The sequence below is a fragment of the Flavobacterium sp. LB2P53 genome (assembly GCF_003970305.1).
GTDB lineage: Bacteria > Bacteroidota > Bacteroidia > Flavobacteriales > Flavobacteriaceae > Flavobacterium.
This window is the reverse complement of record NZ_RYDG01000015.1, coordinates 1-24,623: the sequence shown is the minus strand read 5'-3', so window position 1 is coordinate 24,623 and position 24,623 is coordinate 1. Positions and strand designations below refer to the sequence as shown.

15 protein-coding genes are annotated in these 24,623 nt (G+C 35.4%); 11 read left to right on the top strand and 4 right to left on the bottom strand.

Annotation, left to right across the window (positions count from 1 at the left end; all coding sequences use genetic code 11):
• Positions 1-341: 341 nt before the first annotated feature.
• The 3 genes from rlmF to uvrB all read left to right on the top strand — a co-directional run bounded on the left by rlmF (position 342) and on the right by uvrB (position 6,717).
• Positions 342-1,328: a 23S rRNA (adenine(1618)-N(6))-methyltransferase RlmF gene (gene rlmF, locus EKL95_RS14095; protein WP_126460196.1), complete on the top strand. Its 987-nt coding sequence runs from the start codon at positions 342-344 to the stop codon at positions 1,326-1,328.
• 215 nt (positions 1,329-1,543) lie between these two features.
• On the top strand, positions 1,544-4,600 hold the full coding sequence (locus EKL95_RS14090) for a TonB-dependent receptor domain-containing protein (protein WP_126460193.1): 3,057 nt from the start codon (positions 1,544-1,546) through the stop codon (positions 4,598-4,600).
• Positions 4,601-4,725: 125 nt separating this feature from the next.
• Positions 4,726-6,717, top strand: a complete 1,992-nt coding sequence (gene uvrB, locus EKL95_RS14085) for an excinuclease ABC subunit UvrB (RefSeq protein ID WP_126460190.1) — start codon at positions 4,726-4,728, stop codon at positions 6,715-6,717.
• On the opposite strand, the gene EKL95_RS14080 is transcribed toward uvrB, so the two are convergent.
• A complete protein-coding gene (locus EKL95_RS14080) occupies positions 6,714-7,115 on the bottom strand; it encodes an excinuclease ABC subunit B (protein ID WP_126454617.1) in 402 nt (133 codons plus the stop codon). The genes uvrB and EKL95_RS14080 overlap by 4 nt on opposite strands.
• Before the next feature lie 56 nt (positions 7,116-7,171).
• On the opposite strand from EKL95_RS14080, the gene EKL95_RS14075 reads away from it, so the two are divergent.
• The 5 genes from EKL95_RS14075 (at position 7,172) to EKL95_RS14055 (ending at position 11,255) form a co-directional block, all read left to right on the top strand.
• Positions 7,172-8,005 (top strand): alpha/beta hydrolase, encoded by an 834-nt coding sequence (locus EKL95_RS14075; protein WP_126564469.1) that lies wholly within the window; start codon positions 7,172-7,174, stop codon positions 8,003-8,005.
• Positions 8,006-8,053: 48 nt separating this feature from the next.
• On the top strand, positions 8,054-9,064 hold the full coding sequence (locus EKL95_RS14070) for a dipeptide epimerase (protein WP_126554321.1): 1,011 nt from the start codon (positions 8,054-8,056) through the stop codon (positions 9,062-9,064).
• A 6-nt stretch (positions 9,065-9,070) separates the two neighbouring features.
• Positions 9,071-10,102 (top strand): aminotransferase class I/II-fold pyridoxal phosphate-dependent enzyme, encoded by a 1,032-nt coding sequence (locus EKL95_RS14065; protein WP_126564468.1) that lies wholly within the window; start codon positions 9,071-9,073, stop codon positions 10,100-10,102.
• Positions 10,103-10,160: 58 nt separating this feature from the next.
• Positions 10,161-10,628 carry a DUF1456 family protein gene (locus EKL95_RS14060; RefSeq protein WP_126454659.1) on the top strand — a complete coding sequence of 156 codons (468 nt, stop codon included), beginning with the start codon at positions 10,161-10,163 and terminating at the stop codon, positions 10,626-10,628.
• A gap of 105 nt (positions 10,629-10,733) precedes the next feature.
• A complete protein-coding gene (locus EKL95_RS14055; protein ID WP_126564467.1) occupies positions 10,734-11,255 on the top strand; it encodes a hypothetical protein in 522 nt (173 codons plus the stop codon).
• A 118-nt stretch (positions 11,256-11,373) separates the two neighbouring features.
• On the opposite strand, the gene EKL95_RS14050 is transcribed toward EKL95_RS14055, so the two are convergent.
• Both EKL95_RS14050 and sucC read right to left on the bottom strand, forming a co-directional pair.
• Entirely contained in the window at positions 11,374-12,942 is a 1,569-nt protein-coding gene (locus tag EKL95_RS14050) for a protein adenylyltransferase SelO (protein WP_199736850.1), read from the bottom strand.
• Positions 12,943-13,103: 161 nt separating this feature from the next.
• The gene (sucC, locus tag EKL95_RS14045) at positions 13,104-14,297 is read right to left on the bottom strand and encodes an ADP-forming succinate--CoA ligase subunit beta (RefSeq protein WP_126460171.1); all 1,194 of its coding nucleotides are present in this window, start codon (positions 14,295-14,297) and stop codon (positions 13,104-13,106) included.
• Between the two features lie 406 nt (positions 14,298-14,703).
• Between sucC and gltB the strand changes: the two genes are divergently transcribed.
• From gltB to lysA, 3 genes are all read left to right on the top strand, one after another.
• Positions 14,704-19,221 carry a glutamate synthase large subunit gene (gltB, locus tag EKL95_RS14040; RefSeq protein WP_126564465.1) on the top strand — a complete coding sequence of 1,506 codons (4,518 nt, stop codon included), beginning with the start codon at positions 14,704-14,706 and terminating at the stop codon, positions 19,219-19,221.
• A 2-nt stretch (positions 19,222-19,223) separates the two neighbouring features.
• Positions 19,224-20,678, top strand: coding sequence for a glutamate synthase subunit beta (locus tag EKL95_RS14035; RefSeq protein WP_126564464.1), 1,455 nt, complete (start codon positions 19,224-19,226; stop codon positions 20,676-20,678).
• Positions 20,679-20,847: 169 nt separating this feature from the next.
• A complete protein-coding gene (lysA, locus tag EKL95_RS14030) occupies positions 20,848-22,065 on the top strand; it encodes a diaminopimelate decarboxylase (RefSeq protein WP_126460160.1) in 1,218 nt (405 codons plus the stop codon).
• A 338-nt stretch (positions 22,066-22,403) separates the two neighbouring features.
• Here the strand turns inward: lysA and pafA are convergent, their stop codons facing one another.
• On the bottom strand, positions 22,404-24,023 hold the full coding sequence (gene pafA / locus EKL95_RS14025) for an alkaline phosphatase PafA (protein ID WP_126564463.1): 1,620 nt from the start codon (positions 24,021-24,023) through the stop codon (positions 22,404-22,406).
• Between the last annotated feature and the right edge of the window lie 600 nt (positions 24,024-24,623).

Here is a 24,623-nt window from a genome sequence, read left to right as displayed (position 1 = left end):
AACGGCAATATTCTAATTTTATGATTTATTTTCGATCTGTTTAATGGGTCATAGTCAGATCAAACGCATTAAAACAAATTGAAGTTTAAACCACATAGAAACATAGTGTTTATTCCTGTAAAAATAAATTTTGACAGTGATAAGAGTTCACAATAGAAAAAAAAGCATTGGCTTTTTTTCTATGTCACCTAAATTTTGACTGTTCGGAACAGATTTAAATCAAAAATTAAATTAAATTCTATGTTTCTATGTGGTTCATTTTTTCATCTGTTTAATGAGTCAAAGTCGTCTTTGTACTTTTACAAAATAGTTATGCCTATATTTGCATCGAAATAAAAAAAATGAAAGCGAAAACGATTACCGAAAAGACTAATTTACATCCCAGAAATCTGGATAGATTTGGATATGATTTTGAGGAACTAATTCAAAAATCCCCTGAATTAAAGCCTTTTGTTTCCGCCAATAAGCACAATCCAGACGCTTTGGAAGAAACAATTGATTTTAGTAATCCCGATGCGGTAAAGTCGCTTAACAAAGCATTATTGTTGTCCCATTACGACATTCAAAACTGGGATATTCCTAAAAATTATCTTTGTCCGCCCATTCCCGGAAGAGCGGATTACATCCATTATATAGCAGATTTATTAGCTTCAAGCAACAACGGAATCATTCCTGAAGGAGAAACCGTTCAAGGCTTAGATATAGGCGTAGGTGCGAATTGCATTTATCCTATAATTGGTAATTCAGCGTACGGATGGAGTTTTGTAGGTACAGATACCGATTTAAAAGCAATTGAAAATTGCAGTGCCATTATTGAAGAAAATCCAAAATTGATTGACGCTATCAGCTTACAACAACAAACGGAATCGCGCTTTATTTTTAAAAATATAATCACTCCCGAAGACAAATTTACGTTTACCATTTGTAACCCACCTTTTCATGCCTCGCAAGATGAAGCCACGAAAAGCACGATTCGAAAAATCAACAATTTAGAAAATGCTAAAACTACAACCCGAGGTACAGCCGAACGAAGTGACGCTAAACCTGTTTTAAATTTTGGTGGTCACAATGCAGAATTGTGGTGTGAAGGCGGTGAATTAGGTTTTGTAACCCAGATGATTTACGAAAGTGCAAAATATCCGATGCAGTGCTTGTGGTTTACAACTTTGGTATCTAAAAAAGAGAATCTTTCCAGTCTTTACAAAACATTAAACAAAGTAAGTGTGGTCGAAATTAAAACCATCGATATGGCTCAAGGCCAAAAAACTAGCCGAATTATTGCTTGGACTTTCCTCAGTGAAGCACAACAAAAAGCTTGGAAATTTTAAAAAATCAGCCTAATTACTCCTCATTCTGGTTAGAAATGAAAGATCTTTATCAATAAAAATAGTACATGTTCAATAAGAAGAACTCAAACTAGTTTTTTCATAAAAAAAAATGTAAATAATAATTATTTGCCATTTAACAAATATCTTGATTGTTTTTATTCTAATTAACGCCATTTAAGTAGTATTTTTACGGTTCTAACATTAAATTACCAAAAATGAAAAAACTTTTCTTTATTCTAACTTTAATTTTTTCAGCAGTAATAACTGCCCAAGAAATTAGAGTCTCCGGTGTTGTTACTGACGACTCCAACGCCACCTTACCTGGAACAACCATTATGATCAAAGGAATTGCAAAGGGCACTACTTCAGATATAGATGGTAAATACACCATTACTGCAAAAATTGGAGATATTTTACAATTCTCCTATGTAGGTTTAGAAACAAAATCAGTTAAAATCACAGGAAGTACACTAAACATTACTTTAACGGGAAGTGGCGAAACATTACAAAATATAGTTATAATGGGCTCCCGTAATCCTACAAGAACCGTAACGGAATCTGCAGTACCTATTGATGTTATTTCTATGAAAGAGATCGCTTCACAAGGTGCTCAAACGAATTTGAATCAGATTTTAAATATGGTTGCGCCATCATTTACCTCAAATACAACCACTGTAGCTGATGGAACGGATCACATTGACCCTGCACAATTAAGAGGTTTAGGACCAGACCAAGTATTGGTTTTAATAAACGGAAAAAGAAGACACACTTCTTCTTTGGTAAATATTAATGGATCACCTGGTAGAGGAGCTGTAGGTACCGACTTGAATTCCATTCCCGCTTTTGCTATCGAAAAAATTGAGGTATTAAGAGATGGAGCTTCAGCTCAATATGGCTCAGATGCTATTGCTGGTGTAATCAACATCAACATGAAAAAAGATACTAAAAAATTAGAAATAAACCTTTTTGGAGGAAGTCATTTTTCTAAAAATGCTAACGACCATACCGGTGGAAATGATGGAAACAACATTCAAATTGACTTGAACTACGGAACAAATTTAGGAAAGGAAAAAAGTTTCATTAATATTACGGCAAGTGCTCAATTGCGAGGTCAAACAAGTCGTGCTAAAGAAGTTAAAGGAAATTTATTTAACCGATACAATGCTGTTGAAGAAAGAGCTAGAATAGCAGGTATTAACATTAATAGTTTGTATGCGAATACGTTAAACACTACCCCTGGTTTTTATAACGGTTTGCTGAACACAATTAATACGTATGCGCAACAAGTAAGTTATTTTGATGCAACAACAAAAACTGCTATTCAAACTGCCGCATCGAATGGAAATTTATCCGGGATGAGAGCTTTATTAGGAGTTGACGTAACTTCGGAGGAACTTGGTGCTAGAGGTTTAGTACGAAATGATTTTAATATGCGAGTAGGTCAATCATCACTTCAAAGCTCACAATTCTTTGTAAATGCTGCCTATCCTTTAACTGATAAATTAGAATTGTATGCTTTTGGAGGAAACAGCAACAGAACTGGTGAAGCCGCCGGTTTTTACAGAAGACCAAATCAATCTAGATCGTATACCGGTTTGTATCCAAATGGTTTTTTACCAGAAATACATTCAACAATCAACGATATCTCAGCAGCAGCGGGTCTTAGAGGTATAATTTTCGAAAATTGGAATTTTGACTTAAGCAATACTTTTGGAAGAAATGCATTTGATTATGGCGTTGAAAATACCGTCAATTCTTCCATGAGAGAAAACTCTCCTACTGAATTTGACGCTGGTGGATTAGCCTTTAGCCAAAACACAACCAATTTCGACATGAACCGAAAATTTGGTGATTTGAACGTTGCTTTTGGAGCTGAATACCGAAATGAAAACTATAGTATTAGTGCAGGACAACCAGAATCATATAATTTATATGATATAAATGGTGATGTCGCTTTACCAGGAGTAACCCCCGCTAATCTGATCGTAACTGATTTCTTTGGATCTATTAGAGGGAATGGCTCCCAAGTATTTCCGGGTTTCAGGCCAACAAATGCTATTGACAAAGGTCGTAACAGTACCGCTATTTATGGAGATCTTGAATATGATGTTACAGAAAAATGGTTATTGAACGGAGCCGTTCGTTTTGAAAACTATTCTGATTTCGGAAACACTACTAATTTTAAAGTTGCCAGTCGTTATAAACTAACAGACAACATTAATTTGCGTGGTGCTGTTTCCACAGGTTTTCGCGCTCCTTCTTTACATCAAATCAATTTTAATGCTACAGCGACTCAATTTGTTGGTGGTGTACCATTTGAAGTAAGCACATTTAGTAATGATTCCCCGGCAGCACAAGCCCTTGGAATCCCACAATTGAAACAAGAAGAATCTAAAAGTGCCAGTATTGGTTTTACCGCTAAGATTCCAGAAGGAAACATTACTTTGACTGCCGATGCTTATATTGTAAGAATAGATGACAGAGTAACTTTGACGGATCAATTTTCTCGTCCATCGGGAACGTTTGCTGACGGAACGCCACAGAGAGAGCTTCAATTACAATTTGATCTCGCTGGAGCAAATGCGGCAACCTTTTTTGCCAATGCTATTAGTACAGAGTCTAAAGGAATTGATATCATTATAACACATAAGCTAAATTTAGGAGCTATAGTAATCAAATCTGATTTAGCTACTACTTTTTCTCAAACAAGACAAGTGGGCGCGATTAAAGGTTCACCTACTTTAGTTGCTAATGGTCAAATCAACCGCTATTTTTCTGAAATGAGCAGAGTCTATCTAGAAGAAGCCATTCCAAGAGTTAAAGGAAATTTAACCAACTCCTTTACTTATAAAAAATTCGATTTCTTTTTGAGAAATGTTTACTTCGGCCAGGTTACTGATCCAAATACGGCTGATGTAAATGGAGATGGAAGAGTTGAAGGAGCAATAATAAATGGTCTAGCAGTCGAAATTGAGCATCCAATCTGGGGCGCAAAAATAATCACTGATTTATCTGTTGGTTTCAAAATTACGGAAACTACAAAAGTTGTAATTGGGGCTAACAATATTTTTGATATCTATCCTGATGTAAATCTTGGTACACAAACTGCAAAAAGAGCAAATGGTGTTGACACAAATGGCAATGTAACTTATGCTGCCAATGCAACAACAATTGACTTGTCAAATGCAAATCAATTTGCATATTCAAGAAACACCTCTCAATTTGGTCAAAACGGAAGATTTCTTTTCGCTCGATTAAGCTTGAGTTTCTAGAACTCCCTGTTTTACACTAAAAACCATTCGCCCACGCGAATGGTTTTTTTTTGGCTCATCCTTTGGTAAAAAAAAGAATCCAAACTTGTATCTTTACAGCTCTAAAACTTTGCCACTTAACACCAATGAATTTTCAAGTAGTATCCGATTACCAGCCCAAAGGCGACCAACCACAAGCGATTGACAAATTAGTTCAGGGGATTATTGATGGTGATAAATTCCAAACTTTATTGGGTGTTACCGGATCCGGAAAAACATTTACGGTAGCCAATGTAATTCAGGAAGTACAAAGACCCACTTTGGTTTTGGCACACAACAAAACGTTGGCGGCACAATTATACTCGGAATTCAAGCAATTCTTCCCGAACAATGCCGTGGAATATTTCGTTTCCTATTACGATTATTACCAACCCGAAGCTTTTATGCCTGTAACCGGCGTTTTCATCGAAAAGGATTTATCCATCAATGAAGAACTGGAAAAAATGCGAATGTCAACCACTGCATCCTTGCTTTCTGGACGAAGAGACATTTTAGTTGTGGCCTCCGTTTCGTGTTTGTACGGTATTGGAAATCCTGTCGAATTTCAGAAAAACTTGATACCAATTGAGAAAGGACAAATTATTTCCCGCACCAAATTATTACATCAACTGGTGCAAAGTTTATATTCCAGAACGGAAGCCGACTTTAATCCTGGAAGTTTTAGAATAAAAGGAGACACCGTTGATGTGTATCCTAGTTATGCTGACGAAGCCTACCGAATCCATTTCTTTGGTGATGAAATCGAGGAAATCGAAAGTTTTGACACCAAGAACTCTCAAGTACTTGAAAAATTTGATAAACTGACGATTTATCCGGCCAATATGTTCGTGACTTCACCGGATGTTTTACAAGGTGCGATTTGGGAAATCCAACAGGATTTAGTAAAACAAGTCGATTATTTTAAGGAAATTGGAAAACATCTGGAAGCTAAACGACTGGAAGAACGTACCAATTTTGATTTGGAAATGATTCGGGAACTGGGTTATTGCTCCGGAATTGAAAATTATTCTCGTTATCTGGATGGTCGTTTACCTGGAACAAGACCTTTTTGCCTGCTGGATTATTTTCCAAGTGACTTCTTAATGGTTGTTGATGAAAGTCACGTAACACTTTCACAAGTCAGTGCTATGTATGGCGGGGATAGAAGCCGAAAAGAGAACTTAGTGGAATATGGTTTCCGACTTCCTGCAGCAATGGACAATCGCCCTTTGAAGTTTGAAGAATTTGAAGCCATGCAAAATCAGGTAATTTATGTTTCAGCAACACCTGCTGATTATGAATTGCAAAAAACGGAAGGTGTCGTTGTGGAACAGGTAATTCGTCCGACAGGATTATTGGATCCCATTATCGAAATCCGACCAAGTTTAAACCAGATTGATGATTTAATCGAAGAAATTCAGGTTCGGGCAGAAATTGACGAACGCGTTTTAGTGACAACTTTAACCAAAAGAATGGCAGAAGAACTCGCAAAATATTTAACGAAAGTCAATATTCGCTGTCGCTATATTCATTCTGAAGTCGACACTTTGGAACGAATAGAAATCATGCAAGATTTACGAAAAGGAATTTTTGATGTATTAATTGGTGTCAATTTACTTCGTGAAGGTCTGGATTTACCGGAAGTTTCTTTGGTGGCCATTTTAGATGCAGACAAAGAAGGTTTTTTACGAAGTCACCGCTCACTTACGCAAACAATTGGTCGCGCAGCAAGAAACCTGAACGGTAAAGCAATTATGTATGCGGATAAAATAACCGCCAGCATGCAAAAAACCATTGATGAAACAAATTATCGCAGAACCAAACAAATCAATTATAACACTGAAAACAATCAGACACCACAGGCATTAAACAAAAAAATAGAAAGTGCATTTACCAAAAATCCTTTGGTAGACTATGAATTGGGTCTCACTTTGAATGCCGCAGCAGAACCGGAAACTACATATCTATCAAAAACGGAAATCGAGAAACTTATCCGGGAAAAACGGAAATCGATGGAAAAAGCCGCAAAAGATCTGGACTTTATGCAGGCGGCAAAATTACGGGATGACATCAAGAGATTGCAGCAACAATTAACTTAATTATGTTGCTCTTGAAAAACAGTCAATAAGACTTCAGAATTAATAATTGCGTTTGGCGCTTCATCCATCAGCTTCAGAATTCGTTTTGTTGCAGCAGGATTAAGTCCCATTTCAATTGCTATTTGTTGGATGTTAACAGCTTCTTTCTTGTGCAAAATTCCGTCGCTATGCATCAGTAAAGCCAATCTATAAAATTGCTGTATCCGCTGAAATTCGGATTTAATGGGCAACTGTGGCAATTCTAAATGAAACAAATCATTGAAACCTCCTTTTTCTATATTCAATTCATTGGCTACAATAAACAAAAAATCATATTCTTTCTTGTGTAAATGACCATCAACTGTAGAAAAAGCAATCATCTCCAAAAGTAAACTTCTCTTTTCTTCGAATGTATCCATCAAATTATTATTTTTAGCTAAAATATTGTTTTTAAATTGAATTACAAAACGAACTAATGATTCAACGATACCTATTATTGCTGTTTATCCTTTTTTTGATACCAGAAATCAACGCTCAAGAGCCAAGACCTTCAGTTAGAACTTCGAAGCAGCGTACGGCATCAAAACAAGTTTCCACTTTTACTATCGAGGCTCCACAGCTTCAATCGACAAAGAAAATTTGGGTGTATTTACCCCAAAATTATGCCACATCCAAAAGAAAATTATCCGTAATTTACATGCATGATGCTCAAAATTTATTTGACGCTACAACTTCTTATTCAGGTGAATGGAATATAGACGAAAAACTGGATAGCCTAAAAGCACCCGTTATTGTTATAGGAGTTGAACATGGAAATGAAAAACGCATTGATGAACTGACGCCTTTTAAAAACGAGAAATATGGAGGAGGAAAAGCAGACCGTTATTTAGAATTTATCGTAAAAACCTTAAAACCGCACATCGATAAAACGTTCAGAACCAAAACCGACAAGAAAAACACTATCATCATGGGAAGTTCCCTTGGCGGTCTTACTTCGTATTACGCTGTTTTAAAATACCCAGAGATATTTGGAAAAGCGGGAGTATTTTCCCCTTCCTTTTGGTTTACCAAAGATATTTATGATCTGACTGAAAAGTCTAAAAAAATAAAGTCTAAAATCTATTTTCTATGTGGAGACAATGAAAGTGAAGATATGGTGACCGATTTGAATAAAATGGAATATTTACTGAATTCCAATAGATGTTCCTACCTTAATTTGAATGAAAAGAAAATTGTAAAAGGCGGACAACACAATGAAAAATTATGGCGTGATGGTTTTGTAAAAGCTGTTTTATGGCTTGGTTACTAAATTATTCTGCTGCAAGTAAACACAACAAACATTAAAATCACATTCCTTATGGAACTAATCTTAAGAGCATACAACCTTAAACTGAAACATACATTCACGATTTCGAGAGAATCTATAGACTTTCAGCCTTCTTTGATTGTGGAATTACAAAGTGATGGTTATTCAGGTTTTGGCGAGGCAACTTCTAATCCGTACTACAAGACAACTGTTCCGGTGATGATGCAGGACTTGGAAAAAATTCGATCTGTAATTGAAACTAAAACAAATGAAACCCCTGAAGAATTTTGGGCTGCGATTCATCCGTATTTAAAAAACAATATGTTTGCCTTATGCGCTTTGGATATGGCCTTTACGGATTTGTATGCTCGTAAAAAAGAAAAAAAACTGTACCAATTGTGGAATTACACTACCGATAAAAATCCATTGACAGATTACACAATAGGAATTGCATCGATAGAAAAAATGGTGGCTAAAATGAAAGAATTACCTTGGCCAATTTATAAAATAAAATTAGGTACAAAGGAAGATATTGCCATTGTTACTGAACTTAGGAAACATACTGACGCTGTTTTTAGAATTGATGCCAACTGCGGCTGGGGTGTAGCAGAAACCATAAACAATGCCGTTGAACTAAAAAAATTAGGTGTCGAGTTTTTGGAACAACCCATGAAGGCAAACAATTGGGAAGAACACAAGGAAGTTTTCAAACATTCTGTTTTACCAATTATAGCCGACGAAAGTTGTATTATAGAAGAAGATGTAGCCAAATGTCACAATCATTTTCATGGGATAAATGTCAAATTAGTAAAATGTGGAGGACTAACTCCCGGAAGACGAATGATTCAGGAAGCCAAGAAATTAGGGTTAAAAACCATGGTGGGCTGCATGACCGAATCAACAGTTGGAATATCCGCAATTGCGCATTTATTACCGCAACTGGATTATGTAGATATGGATGGCGCACTATTATTATCCGAGGATATTGCCACAGGTATTACCATTGATTTCGGCAAAATAAGCTATTCTGACTTGAACGGAACCGGTGTAACTTTAATGTAGTTTTAAATGAAAGTCAATCAATTTCCAGATCGAATAATTGAAGTAGAAAATGAAGAATATCTTTATTTTGGCGGAACAGCTTATTTGGGTTTGCCTACACATTCCGAATTTCAAAACTTAATTATCAAAAATATTTTGCAATGGGGAACGGCGTACGGAAGTTCTAGAAGTGCCAATATTCAACTGACTGCCTACGAAAACGGAGAACGCTTTATAGCCCATTTTATCAAAGCAGATGCTGCACTTACGCTTTCATCCGGTATGCTGGCAGGGAAAATAGTTGTTGAAATACTCGAGTCGCAAACCGATTGTTTTTTTCATTTTCCAGGCACACACAGCGCCATCAAAGCTCCTAACAGCTTACCTGTTTTTACTGAAAATGAATTAAATCCTCGTTTACTAGATACCGCAACTGAAAAAATTACGATTCTAACGGATTCTGTTCCATCCTTTCAGATAAGACCAATCGATCTTTCGATTTTAAATTCGATTCCGTCCAATAAAGAAATCACTTTGGTTATTGACGAATCGCATTCGCTTGGAATTTTGGGAACAAATGGTTGCGGAATTTATTCGACCATCAATCTTCCTAACATCAAAAGAAAAATCATGATGGCCTCTTTAGGGAAAGCCTTTGGATTAACGGGTGGCGTAATTGCCAGTGATTCTGAATTTATTAATCAGATAAAAACTTACGATACTTATATTTCCAGTGCCGGAATGAATGCCGCATTTGTACAAACTATGGCAGATGCAGCAGCAATTTATTTGCAACAGCATCAAAAACTAAAAGAAAACATTCAGTATATAGATGCTCATTTAATTAAAAACAAAACCATTCATTTTGACCCCAAGTATCCGCTTATTTATCCGAAAATCATTGGACTTACTGAAATTTTAACCGCAAATAAGATCATAGTAACCAATTTTAAATACTCAACAGATACTCAAAATTTAAATAGAATTGTAATTACTGCCAATCATAGGAAAGAAGATTTAGATACTCTAATTCAGATTTTGAATTGCAACCAATTCTAAATCTAAAATTGTGTTGCAATTGCTTTTAAACCGTACCTTTGTAAAAAATTAGAATATGATGACAAACAACGATATCTTTAAAAAACTTCGCGTCGCTTTAATGCTGCGTGACGATCAAATAGTTGAAATATTGGAATTGGTAGATTTTAGAATCACTAAATCCGAATTGGGTGCATTTTTTCGCGATGAAAAACATGAAAATTACATAGAATGTGGTGATCAGGTGTTGCGTAATTTTCTAAATGCATTGGTTATTCACTTGCGTGGAACCAAAGAAAATCCAAAAAACCCAAATGATGTTTTAGCCAAGCACAAAGCTCAAATTCCTGCAAAAGAAGGAGCTAAAGATAGACCCGAGTTTAAGGCAAAACCAAGAGACGAAGAAAAATCAAGAGGTGATGAAGCACCTTCAAAATCAAGACCTGCTACAAAAAACACTTCTAAAAAACAGTATCCAAAAGGAAATTCAAAAGTCCAAATAGTGGAGAAAGTGAAATTTAATTTCGGAAAGAATAAAAAATCATAAGTAGTAAAGATTTATATCCTCTACTATATTAAATTATAAAATCCTGAACGAGAATTCAGGATTTTTTGTATATTTAGTTCATCTTAATGAATTTACGTCATCAAAATGAAACAGCTCCTAACCTTTTCTATATTATTTATTACAACATTATTTTTTGGACAAAACACTAAAAATCCAGATGCAGCTATGTTTTTTGATTCAATTTTAATGCCTGTAAATATGATGGAATATTTTGACCCAAATGAAATTGAATCTGTGAATGTAATCAAAAAAGACACTACAATAAATGCTGTTTTGTATCATGGCCAACTTTATATTGCTTCTAAAAACCCCAAGAAATATGATTTTATAGGTTTAGACCAAATTAAATCTGAATTCACAAAAATCAAAAGTAATGATGTCATTTATATGGTAAACGGAACATTAATAAAAGACAATACTGATACTTTCAAAGTAGACCGAAACTATATTTTGGAGGTTGAAGTCACCAATACAGAAGCACATTACAATCTAAGAAAAAGTGACACCAAATTTGACATTATAAACATTTTGGGAAAAACCAAAGAAAATTTAGAAAATAAAAATAATATTTTAATAAGAGGTCAAGAGGTAATTGGTGTTAAATAGATTTTAAAAAAAACATTAAATGACTGTGCTTTGTGAATACCAATATATTTAATTTTATTTAAAAGATGTAGTTTGGCAACTACAGGACATACCTAATTTAATATTTTTTAAACCATTTTTAAGAACTACAGCTTAACATAGAACACCCCACTTTATCTCTGGCCCAATCGGGTCTTTTGGCAAACCACTTTTGAAAATTTGGTTGTTCATCATACGGCTTTTTAAGCATTTCGAATAATTCGTTTAGCAACGAATAATCTCCTTTATCCGCGTCATCAATACACAATTGTGCCATATAATTCCGCAATACATATTTTGGGTTCACGGCATTCATTTGATTTTTTCTTTCTGTATCCAAAAGTATTTCTTCATTGATTCGAATGCTGTATTTCTCCAACCAATCGTACCAATCTTTCAAGACCGTTTCATTTAAATCCTTTTCATTGTAAAAAGCGTCTTTTATTGAACCGAAAGCGGTAATTGCAAGATCAGCTTTAGTAACATCACTCAGATTTCTAAAGAAAATCGTCATATCTGTTTCTACCCGTTCCAGCAATTGGGTCAAACTCTGAATCAAAACAATATCGGATTCTTTTTTAATTTGGAAACCGAGTTTATTTCGCATCATATCCAAATACTCCTTTTCGTATTCCGTACTAAAAGCGTCCAAAATAGTTTCAAGTGGTTTGGCCTCATGAATTAAAGGATACAACGCATTCGCCAATTGATACAAATTCCAGAGTGCAATTTCAGGTTGATTGCCAAAACGGTATCTTTTATGTTGACTGTCCGTTGTATTAGGTGTCCAGCCGGAATTATAATCTTCCAACCAACCGTAAGGCCCATAATCAATCGTGATCCCGTGAATAGACATATTATCAGTATTCATAACGCCATGAACGAAACCAACGCGTTGCCAGTGTACAATCATTTTAAGTGTAGTTCGGGTTACTTCCTGAAAAAAGGCGAGATATTTTTCGATACCTTCCCCTTGAATGTGAGGAAAATGATGTTTGATCGTAAAATCAGCCAGTAATTTGAGATTAACATAATCTTCTCGAGAAGCAAACATTTCGAAACTACCAAAACGGATAAATGACGGAGCCACTCTGCAAACGACAGCGCCTTTTTCATAGGCAGGATTTCCATTATACATTACATCGCGCAATACCTGATCGCCTGAAAGCATAAGCGATAGCGAACGTGTTGTGGGAACACCTAAATAATGCATGGCTTCAGCGCATAAATGTTCCCGTATGGAAGAACGCAATACCGCAAAACCATCTGCAGTTCTGGAATATGGAGTTGGACCTGCTCCTTTTAGTTGTAAAGTATATATCTTATTTTCACGAATAACTTCGGTGAGATTGATGGCGCGACCATCTCCCAATTGTCCGGCCCAATTCCCAAATTGATGTCCGGCATAACACAAGGCAAAAGGATTTGTTTCCGGATAAATGGTGCTTCCTGAAAAAATGTCCAAAAAATCAGCTGAAAGTAGGTCTTCATCAGAAATGCCAATGGCATGAGCCACTTCATTAGAAGCATGAATTAGTGATGGGTTGGATGGTTTTTTGGGCAACACATACGAATATGCCGATTGCTGAACCTGTCTTGGTGTATTGATTTCAATGGGGTCAGCCGGCAATTCAGAAGTGAAATTATTTTTTATGTGGAGTTTCATAATACTAAAAAACATTAAAAACAAAGATAATTGTTATAAGCCAGAAAACTTTGCACTTTCGATTATTATTATGATTTGTTCGGTCAAAATAATTAAAAATTAATCCAAAAAAAATCCTGTTTGCCGCAGCAAACAGGATTTTTCAATATATAACAATTTTCTAATTAAGAAAGTGCAGCTTTTACTTGATCTGCAGCTTCTTGAAATTCAACAGCAGATAAAATTGGCATTCCTGAATTATCAATTAATTCTTTTGCAATAGCTGCATTGGTACCTTGTAAACGAACAATGATAGGCACTTTAATGGCATCTCCCATATTTTTGTATGCATCAACAACTCCTTGCGCCACACGGTCACAACGAACGATTCCACCAAAAATATTAATCAAAATAGCTTTTACATTTGGATCTTTTAAGATAATACGGAAAGCAGTTTCAACACGTTTTGCATCAGCAGTTCCACCTACGTCAAGGAAATTAGCAGGTTCAAAACCAGCATATTTAATTAAATCCATAGTTGCCATCGCTAAACCAGCTCCGTTCACCATACATCCTACTGTACCGTCAAGATCTACATAGTTCAAACCTACTTCTTTTGCTTCCACTTCGATTGGGTTTTCCTCACGAACGTCACGCATATCAGCATATTTCTTTTGTCTGTATAAAGCATTATCATCGATATTTACTTTAGCATCTACAGCCATAATTTTATTGTCAGATGTTTTCAAAACCGGATTGATTTCAAACATCGACGCATCAGAACCTATGTACGCATTGTACAAAGAATCGATGAATTTAACCATTTCTTTGAAAGCATTTCCAGAAAGACCTAAGTTAAAAGCAATTCTTCTGGCTTGAAAACCTTGCAGTCCAACAGAAGGATCCACTTCTTCGGTAAAAATTAAATGTGGGGTGTGCTCCGCAACTTCTTCAATATCCATTCCACCTTCAGTAGAATACATAATCATGTTACGACCTGTAGCTCTATTCAATAAAACAGAAACATAAAACTCAGAAGTTTCACTTTCACCAGGATAATAAACATCTTCAGCGATTAAAACTTTATGTACTTTCTTACCTTCCGCAGAAGTTTGAGGTGTAATCAATTGCATCCCGATGATTTGTTCTGCAATTTCTTCTACTTGTTGTAAGTTTTTTGCTAGTTTAACTCCACCACCTTTTCCGCGTCCACCTGCATGAACTTGGGCTTTTACAACATACCAACTTGTACCAGTTTCGGTAGTTAATTGTTTAGCAGCAGCAACCGCTTCTACTGGACTATTAGCAACGATTCCGCGTTGAATGCGAACCCCGTAACTAGCTAAAATCTCTTTTCCTTGATATTCGTGTATGTTCATAATATAGAATTTGTCTGGATTCTGAATTTATTCCAGAATAAAAGTGCCACAAAAATAGCAAAATTAAACGTAACTGTTATTTTTTTTTTGATTTAAATGGTGTCTAAATTTCAATAGTCCAAACAAAACTACAACTCCTTTCAAAATAAAAAAATATAAAGATTAACTCCAAATTTGTTATAAATTCAAAAGCAAAATGATCAGTAAAATATTTCTTTCAAAACTATCAATTCATCGGCTTCTATTTGGTTTTCTCGTTGTAGAAAAATCAAATCGAATGCGTTAAAATCCTATTATTATGTTTTATTTAACCTTTTTCTACTATAACTGTAAAAACAAGCCGTTTTTAACTTTTACACCTATTATATGTTACTAAATCTTTAATTTTGTATAAAAAATATTAAGCATGAAAGTTAAAGAACAAGGCCTTTATTTGCCCGAATTTGAACACGACAATTGCGGAGCAGGATTCATTTGTAATCTAAATGGAATCAAATCAAATGATATTATACACAAAGCATTGGATATTCTAATCAAATTAGAACATCGGGGTGCGGTGAGTTCAGATGGCAGAACGGGAGATGGAGCGGGAATATTATTTGATATCCCTCATGATTTTTTTAAGAAAGTTTGTGATTTTGAAATCCCCGAGACAAAACAATATGCCGTAGGAATGGTCTTTATGCCCAAAAGTAAAAACCAAGTTGTTTTTTGTAAAACGACTTTCGAAACTTCGATACGCGATCAAAATTTAGAAATATTAGGATGGAGAAACGTACCGGTTGATGCCACTAATTTAGGACGAATTGCCGGTGAGAAAGAACCAACCGTGAAACAAGTGTTTGTGGGTAAAAAAGGCTTAGACCTAACGGAACAACAATTTAATGCTAAATTATTTGCAGCGAGAAAAATTGCAGAACATGCGATCCAAAATTCAAGGATTTCAGAAAGCCACATGTTCTATTTTTCCAGTTGTTCCACCACCACAATCATCTATAAAGGATTATTGATGCCGGAAGACATCAGTAGGTATTATACGGATTTATTAGATGACGATTTGGTAACCCGATTAGCTTTGGTTCATCAACGTTTTTCCACCAACACATTCCCATCTTGGGAATTAGCGCAACCGTTCCGTTACATGTGCCACAATGGTGAGATCAATACACTACGTGGAAATATTAGTCGCATGCGTGCTCGTGAGGAATTGATGAAAAGTGATGTTTTTGGTGACGATATCAAAAAATTATTTCCAATCATTTTAGAAGGAAAATCAGATTCTGCTTCAATGGATATGGTAATTGAACTGTTATTGATGACAGGCCGCTCCTTGCCGGAAGCTATGATGATGGTTGTCCCTGAAGCGTGGGAAAAACACCAGACGATGTCCGCCGATAAAAAAGCTTTTTACGAATACAATGCTTGCATCATGGAACCTTGGGATGGCCCAGCCTCTATTCCTTTTACTGATGGTAATGTTATTGGTGCTTTGTTAGATAGAAATGGATTGCGTCCTTCTCGTTATACATTGACTAAAAGTGGTTTCGTAATTATGTCTTCAGAAATTGGTGTTCTTGATATTAAACCCGAAGATGTAGTGCAACATGGTCGTTTAGAACCCGGAAAAATGTTTCTCGTGGACATGAATGAAGGCCGGATTATAGAAGATGACGAGATCAAAAATGCAATTGTCACAAAACGTCCTTATCAGCAATGGCTGGATGAAAATTTAGTACAATTATCTCAAATACCGTATACTCATAATCAAATTCCTGTAGAAAATATTGATTTTGAGACCAGACAAAGACTCTTTGGATATACACTAGAAGACTTAAAGACCATCATAAATCCTATGGGAATCCAAGGGGCAGAGGCATTAAGTTCTATGGGAAATGATACTCCTTTAGCGGTTTTGTCAGATCAGCCACAGCTTTTGTACAACTATTTCAAACAGTTATTTGCTCAGGTTACCAATCCACCATTAGATGGTATTCGCGAAGAAATCATTACTGATATTAGCCTGGCTATTGGGGGAGATTATAACATATTTGACATTGTTCCAAAACATTGTAAGAAACTAAAAATTCAAAATCCAGTAATCTCAAATGAGGATTTAGATAAAGTAAAAAATATTGATCATGCTGATTTCAAATCAGTAACAATTACAACTTTATACGACATCGAAAAAGGAGTAAATGGTTTAGAACGCGCTTTAGAAAGAGCAGTTCAAGCTACTTTCAAAGCCGTTTCTGAAGGGTGTAATATTGTAATCATTTCGGATAGAGGAGTAAGCGAAAAAATGGCTCCAATCCCAATGCTATTGGCTTGTTCCTATATTCATCATTCGATGAACATCCTGAAATCTCGTTCTAAGTTTGGAATCATCATTGAATCTGCAGAGCCACGAGAGCCGCATCATTTTGCCTTATTATTTGGTTATGGTGCCAGTGCAATCAATCCTTATATGGTAAATGAAATCATTCATAACCAGGTAAATGAAGGTTTTATTACTGGTATTAAAGCAGATTACGCCATTAAAAATTACAATAAAGCGATTGCTAAAGGGATCCTGAAAATCATGAATAAAATTGGTATCTCTACGCTACATTCGTACAGAGCAGCACAGATATTTGAAATTTTGGGATTAAATAAAACATTCACTTCTAAATATTTTCCCTACACTCCTTCCAGAATTGAAGGAATTGGTCTGATGGAAGTGGAAAAAGAAATCAAGAAAAGATACCAGAAAGCTTTTCCAAATTCGAAAGTGAGTAATTTACTGCCTCTGGAAATTGGCGGAATTTACAGATGGAGAAGATCAGGAGAAAAACACATGTTTAATCCAACAACGATTTCTAAATTACAACAAGCGGTACGTTTAAATAGTCCTGAAAGTTATAAGGAATACTCTGATATGGTTAATGACCAAAGTGAAAATCTAATGACAATTAGAGGTTTGTTTGAGTTCAATAATCTGGATCCTATTTCAATTGATGAAGTCGAACCTTGGACCGAAATTGTAAAAAAATTCAAAACTGGAGCCATGTCCTATGGTTCAATCAGTCAGGAAGCCCATGAAAATCTAGCAATTGCTATGAATAGAATTGGTGGAAAAAGCAACTCTGGAGAAGGTGGAGAAGATCCAAAACGATTCCAAAAAGACTTAAATGGAGATTCAAGAAATAGTGCTATCAAGCAAGTCGCTTCCGGAAGATTTGGAGTTTCTATTAATTATCTGACCAATGCCAAAGAGATTCAAATAAAAATGGCTCAAGGTGCAAAACCCGGAGAAGGTGGACAATTACCCGGCGAAAAAGTAGTGCCTTGGATTGCCGAAGTACGAAATTCTACTCCTTATGTTGGATTAATTTCGCCTCCACCCCACCATGACATTTACTCTATTGAAGATTTATCCCAATTAATTTTTGATCTAAAAAATGCCAATCGTGAAGCCAGAATTAATGTAAAATTAGTTTCAGAAGTGGGCGTTGGAACGATCGCTGCCGGTGTTGCCAAAGCAAAAGCCGATGTGATTTTGATTTCAGGATACGATGGAGGAACTGGAGCTGCACCATTAACTTCACTACAACACACCGGTATTCCATGGGAACTTGGCCTTGCCGAAGCGCAACAGACCTTAATCTTGAATGATTTAAGAAGCCGTGTCGTATTAGAATGTGACGGACAATTGAAAACAGGACGTGATGTAGCTATTGCAGCTTTACTTGGAGCTGAAGAATTTGGATTTGCGACTGCTCCTTTAGTCGCATCCGGTTGTATTATGATGAGAGCCTGTCACTTGAACACCTGCCCCGTAGGTATTGCGACACAAGATCCAGAACTGAGAAAAAATTTCAAAGGAACACCGGAACATATTATTAACTTTATGTATTTTATTGCTGAGGAGTTAAGAGAAATCATGGCGCAACTTGGATACAGAACCTTAAAGGAAATGGTGGGACAATCTCAGAAATTAAATGTCAATAAAGCCATCAAGCATTATAAAGCCAGCGGATTAGATTTATCGGCTATTTTGTACAAACCTGAAAAAGCAAAAGAGGTTCCAAACCACAATACTACAACACAAGATCACGCACTAGAACACGTGCTTGACTTTGACATCATAAAAGCCGCTATTCCATCCATTTACAGGAAAGAGAAAACGAGAGTTACATTTGATATTAAAAATACAGATCGTTCCGTTGGGGCTATATTGAGTAATGAAATTTCAAAAATATATGGTGCACAAGGATTACCAGATGATACCATATTGGTAGATTTCACAGGTTCAGCAGGTCAAAGTTTTGGTGCTTTTGCAACTAATGGCTTGTCCTTTAAAATACATGGAAACTGTAATGATTATTTAGGAAAAGGACTTTCTGGTGCAAAATTAATTATTAAAGTTCCTCCTACTGCTACTTTTAAACCAGAAGAAAACATCATTATTGGTAATGTAGCACTGTATGGCGCTATTAGTGGCGAAGCCTATATTAACGGTATGGCGGGAGAACGTTTTTGTGTTCGAAACTCGGGAGCAACAGCTGTTGTTGAAGGAATTGGAGATCATGGATGTGAGTATATGACAGGTGGAACAGTGGTGATCCTTGGCAAAACAGGAAGAAATTTTGCAGCAGGAATGAGCGGTGGCATTGCGTATGTTTTTGATCCAAATAAAAAATTCGACGCTACTCTTTGTAATATGGAAATGGTCGCTTTTGAAACATTAGAAGATGATGACTTTACTAAACTGAGACGTTTAATAAAAAATCATTCATTGTACACCAATAGTCCACTTGCAAAAAGAATTTTAGAAGATTGGGAAAACCAACGCAACCATTTTGTCAAAGTGATGCCTACTGATTACAAAAAGGCATTAGAAAGATTAGCCGAAGAAAAAAAAATTGAAGAACTACTAGCACTATAGTTATGGGAAAGATAGGAGGATTTAAAGAATATAATAGAACAGATGAAAGCACTGTACTAGTTGAAGAGCGTGTGTCAAATTACAATGAGTTTACAATTCAGTTAGAAAAAGATAAAATTAAAGAACAAGGATCCAGGTGTATGGATTGTGGGATTCCATTTTGTCACAGCGCCTGTCCGTTGGGAAATTTAATTCCTGATTTTAACGATATGGTGCATCAGGAAGAATGGGAAAGTGCCTTGAAAATATTACAATCAACCAATAATTTTCCTGAATTTACGGGTCGTTTATGCCCCGCTCCATGTGAAAAGTCATGTGTTTTAGGAATTATAAGTGAGCCAGTAGCAATTGAAAATATTGAAAAAAATATTATCGAAAGAGGTTTTGCTGAAGGTTGGATCAAACCACAACCTCCAGAAGTTAGAACAGGAAAAACAGTCGCCGTTATTGGCTCCGGTCCTGCTGGATTAGCAGCAGCACAACAGTTAAATCGTGCAGGACACACCGTTACCGTTTTTGAAAGAGACAACGCCATTGGTGGATTACTACGTTACGGAATTCCAAATTTCAAATTAGAAAAAGGAATTATCGACAGACGTGTTACTGTTTTAGAAGCTGAAGGAATCACTTTTAAAACGAATATAAATGTTGGCGTAAACTATAGTGTTGAAGAATTGAATGCTTTTGATTCAATCGTATTATGCGGTGGCGCCACAGAAAGAAGAAGTTTACCTACCAAAGGAATAGAAAGTCAAGGAGTGGTGCAGGCAATGACTTTCTTGACACAACAAACTAAATCACTATATGGTGAAGTAATTCCAGGTCAAATAATGGCTACCGGTAAGGATGTGATCGTTATAGGTGGCGGAGATACTGGTTCTGATTGTGTGGGAACATCAAACAGACACGGAGCTAAATCAGTGACTAATTTTGAGATTTTACCTAAACCACCCGTTGGAAGAAGTGAAACTACCCCTTGGCCGTTTTGGCCATTGCAATTAAAAACGTCCTCTTCACATGAAGAAGGGTGTAATAGAAACTGGTTGATCAATACCAAAGAATTCATTTCTAATGAAAGCGGCCAACTTGTAGGTTTAAAAACCGTTGAAGTGGCTTGGAAAATGACACCGGGACAAAGACCTGAATTGATAGAAAAAGAAGGTTCAGAAAAAATTTGGCCATGTGATTTAGCTTTATTGGCACTGGGATTTACGGGTCCTGAAAAAACATTAAGTGATCAATTAGGATTAGAAACTGATATGAGAAGCAATTATAAAGCAACAAATTATCAAACGAATGTTCCTCATATATTTACTGCAGGTGACATGCGAAGAGGACAATCTTTAATTGTATGGGCAATATCTGAAGGTCGAGAGGCAGCCAGAGAAGTTGATAAATACTTGATGGGGTATACCAATTTACCTACCAAAGGAAATGGTGATTTACCCAACTTATAATTCTTGCTACCATTTTGTAACCCTTGACAGAAAAATTTGTCAAGGGTTATTTTTTTTTAAATCAACAATAGATGTTCAAATTATAACTTTTTGTTATAATTTGTTAGAATTCAGTTATTAGCTTGTAGGACTAAATAAAGAGTAATAAATTTGCTGAAAATTAATAACCATGCAATCAAAAGACTTACTACAATTAGCAGAACAATTTGGCAGTCCAATATACGTTTATGATGCCGAAAAAATACAATCTCAATACAATAGATTAACTAAAGCTTTTTCTAAAGTAGATACGTTACGCATCAATTATGCCATGAAAGCATTGTCAAATGTTGCAATACTCCAATTATTAAAGGATATGGGAGCTGGTCTAGATACCGTTTCTATTCAAGAAGTACTATTAGGCCTTCATGCCGGTTATGCACCCGAAAAAATATTTTATACTCCAAACGGAGTTTCTCTCGAAGAAATTGAAGAAGTAAACGCGATGGGAGTTCAAATAAATATTGATAATTTATCAATATTAGAACAATTTGGGACTAAACATCCTAACGTACCTGTTTGCATTCGAATCAATCCACACGTAATGGCTGGTGGAAATACGAATATTTCTGTAGGACATATCGATAGTAAATTTGGAATCTCGATTCATCAATTGCCACACCTTGTTCGTATTGTAGAAAACACCAAAATGAATATTGTAGGCATTCACATGCACACTGGTTCTGATATTTTAGACATCGAAGTCTTTTTATATGCTGCCGAAATATTATTTGATGCGGCTAAAAACTTCAAAAATCTTGAATTCCTAGACTTTGGAAGTGGATTTAAAGTGCCATATAAAAAAGACGATATCGAAACGGACATCGAAGAATTAGGCAAAAAACTATCCAAAAGATTCAATGCGTTTTGTACTGAATATGGAAAAGAATTAACCTTGATATTTGAGCCCGGCAAATTTTTAGTTAGCGAGGCTGGCTTCTTTTTAGCTAAAGTTAATGTAGTAAAACAAACCACTTCGACTGTTTTTGCTGGAATAGACAGTGGTTTTAATCACCTTATCAGACCAATGTTGTACGGATCGCAACATCATATCGAAAACATCTCTAACCCCAAAGGAAAAGAACGTTTTTACTCCGTAGTAGGATACATTTGTGAAACGGATACTTTTGCAAACAACAGAAGGATTTCAGAAATCAAAGAAGGGGATATTTTATGTTTTAGAAACGCCGGAGCCTACTGCTTCTCAATGGCATCAAATTACAACTCCAGATACAAGCCAGCAGAGGTTTTATGGCTAAATGGGGAAGGCCATTTAATCCGTGCCCGCGAGAGTTTTGAAGATTTACTTAAAAACCAGATTCCGTTACCCATAGCAGCGACAGTCTAAAACAGGAATCCCATTTGTCCATGCAAATGGGATTTTTTTATTATTAACCCATAGCAATTTGAAACCTGTTTCATTCCAAAAAAATAATCAATCCTTAACATACTGCGTGAAGTAGTTTCTTTACATTTGGAATTCTTACAAAAAAAAGAAACAATGAATAGACGGAAATTTTTCAAGAATGGTTCTTTATTTGCAATTGGCGCAACTGTACTAAATCCTTTTGAAGGCAATGCACAAAATAAATTTTAGCATAAACAAGACTCTGAAAATCCTGTAAAATAAAAAACGCCCGTCTTTATCGTAAAGACGGGCGTTTTATTATTAAACTCGACTTAGGTTTATTTATCGTCATCTAAAAGTGTGTCTAACACTTCAGACTCCGTACCATTTGGAAAAGGAATTTTTAGCATTTGTGAAAGTGTAGGAGCAATTTGCGTAATATACTTTTTAGCATGCAACTCCCCTTTAGGAACTTTCCAACCATAAAAAAGCAACGGTACATGAGTATCATAGCTATTAAGTGTTCCGTGCGTAGTTCCGGTAGCTTGATACTGCATGTAACCCGCCTTATCTAACACCACAATTTCACCATTTTGTCTCGGATCATATCCCTTAGAAATAAAACTCAAAAAATAATCATCTCCGGAAGAAGCTAAAATTTCTTCCTCAGTATACACTCTTTTAACTTGCTCCTGTGTCATCAAAAACGTCTTAAAACTTTGTTTTACAACATTCATATCCAATCCTTTATTCTTAATAATTTCTGTATTAAAAAACAGATTAAAATTAGAATAATCCAAAACTAAATCAGCACCGAAACTTTCGTTAGAAAACTTTTTCAATGCTGCAACAATATCTTTAGAAGGTATATTTTTTACATTGTATTTATTATCTTTTAAATAATTTGGATTTTCGGCGCCTGCATGATCAGCAGTCAAAAAAAGCAAATAATTATCTTTTCCAACCGTTTTATCTAAGTAGGTTAAAAACTGAGCAATAGTCTCATCTAAACGTAAATAAGTATCTTGCAACTCCATAGAACGAGGCCCAAAAGTGTGACCAACATAATCAGTAGAAGAGAAACTAACAGTCAAAAAATCTGTTATATCATCTTTTCCGAGGGATTCATTTTCTATAGCTTTCATCGCCAAGTCAGCTAAAATATCATTGCCAAAAGGAGTAGAACGTAAAATATCAGCCCCTTTTTCTTTAAAAATTTCTTTCAAATCATAAGGAAAAACAGGTCTTTTAGTTTTATCCAATTTCCCTTCATATGGATTATCATCTGCAAGACTTTCATTATAAGTAGCAACCGGCTTAAATAAATCCCAGCCTCTATTGATATAATTCATATATCGTTTTTCTTCATTGAATTCTGTAACCCAATCCGGTAATGCTAAACCATAAAAAGTACTTGAAATAAAGGCTCCTGTTTTACTGTACCAAAAAGCCCAATTGGCAAAGTGACCTGCTGGTAAAATGGCACCACGATCTTTGATACTCAACCCGATTACTTTGCCTTCAAAATTTGTTGCCATTCTTAACTCATCAGTGATGGTGGTGCTTAAAAGGTTTTTTGGAGACATAGCCCCCTCATTTTCTAAACCATCCCCAACTGTTTTCACAGAGGCATCGTCAGTGCAATACAAATCCTTTCCTGTCGCTTTATTAAACCAATCATTCCCTACAATGCCATGAGTAGATGGTGTAGCTCCAGTAAAAATACTGGCATGACCAGGGGCAGTATAGGTGGGTACAAAATTATAATGCATGTTATGAAAAGTGTACCCCTTATCCATTAATCTTTTAAATCCATTTGATGAAAAATCATCCGAAAAACGATATAAATATTCCATTTTCATTTGATCCACAACGATACCAACTACTAATTTGGGTCTTTGTTGCGCTTGCAAATTTGACATAAGAATAAAGACACAAAACAAAAATATTTTTTTCATAATAAAAATTTTAATGTTACAAAAGTACATTTTTGATTTCGAAAAAACTTAACTATGGAAAATCTACAGATAAATTTAACGGTAACATAACCATTACAATCCTAGTAGCATGAAAACAAGTCAATAAAATTCTCAAACTATTAAAAAACTAATTTAATTAAAAAAATCTCGTTAAAAAAATTGCACCATAATAATAGAAATGGACATTAACAAAGATATTTTTCTAAAATCCTGAGATGAAAATTGTTCATCAGAAAAATTAATTCAAGCACAATGAACAGAATCTATCAAATTAAAAAGCAAATTTCTATCAAATATCAGAAAAACAAAATGCCTTTTGATATTTTAGATATTGGAATTTAAAATATCAAAATAGTAAACCAACTAAATAGGATCATTAAATCTGAGTTCTAATTTATCAACCAAATAACTAAATGAATGGCTTTACGAAAGATCGCTATATTTTCTTTGTGGGCACGAGCCTGAGGCATCGCGCTAGCCGTTGAAGTTATTGCTGCTCGCGCCCAATGTCATTAAGTTAAGGTTTTATTGTTTTGATTTACAGCTATTTATTGTATTTAAAATTAGGTTTTTTATAGT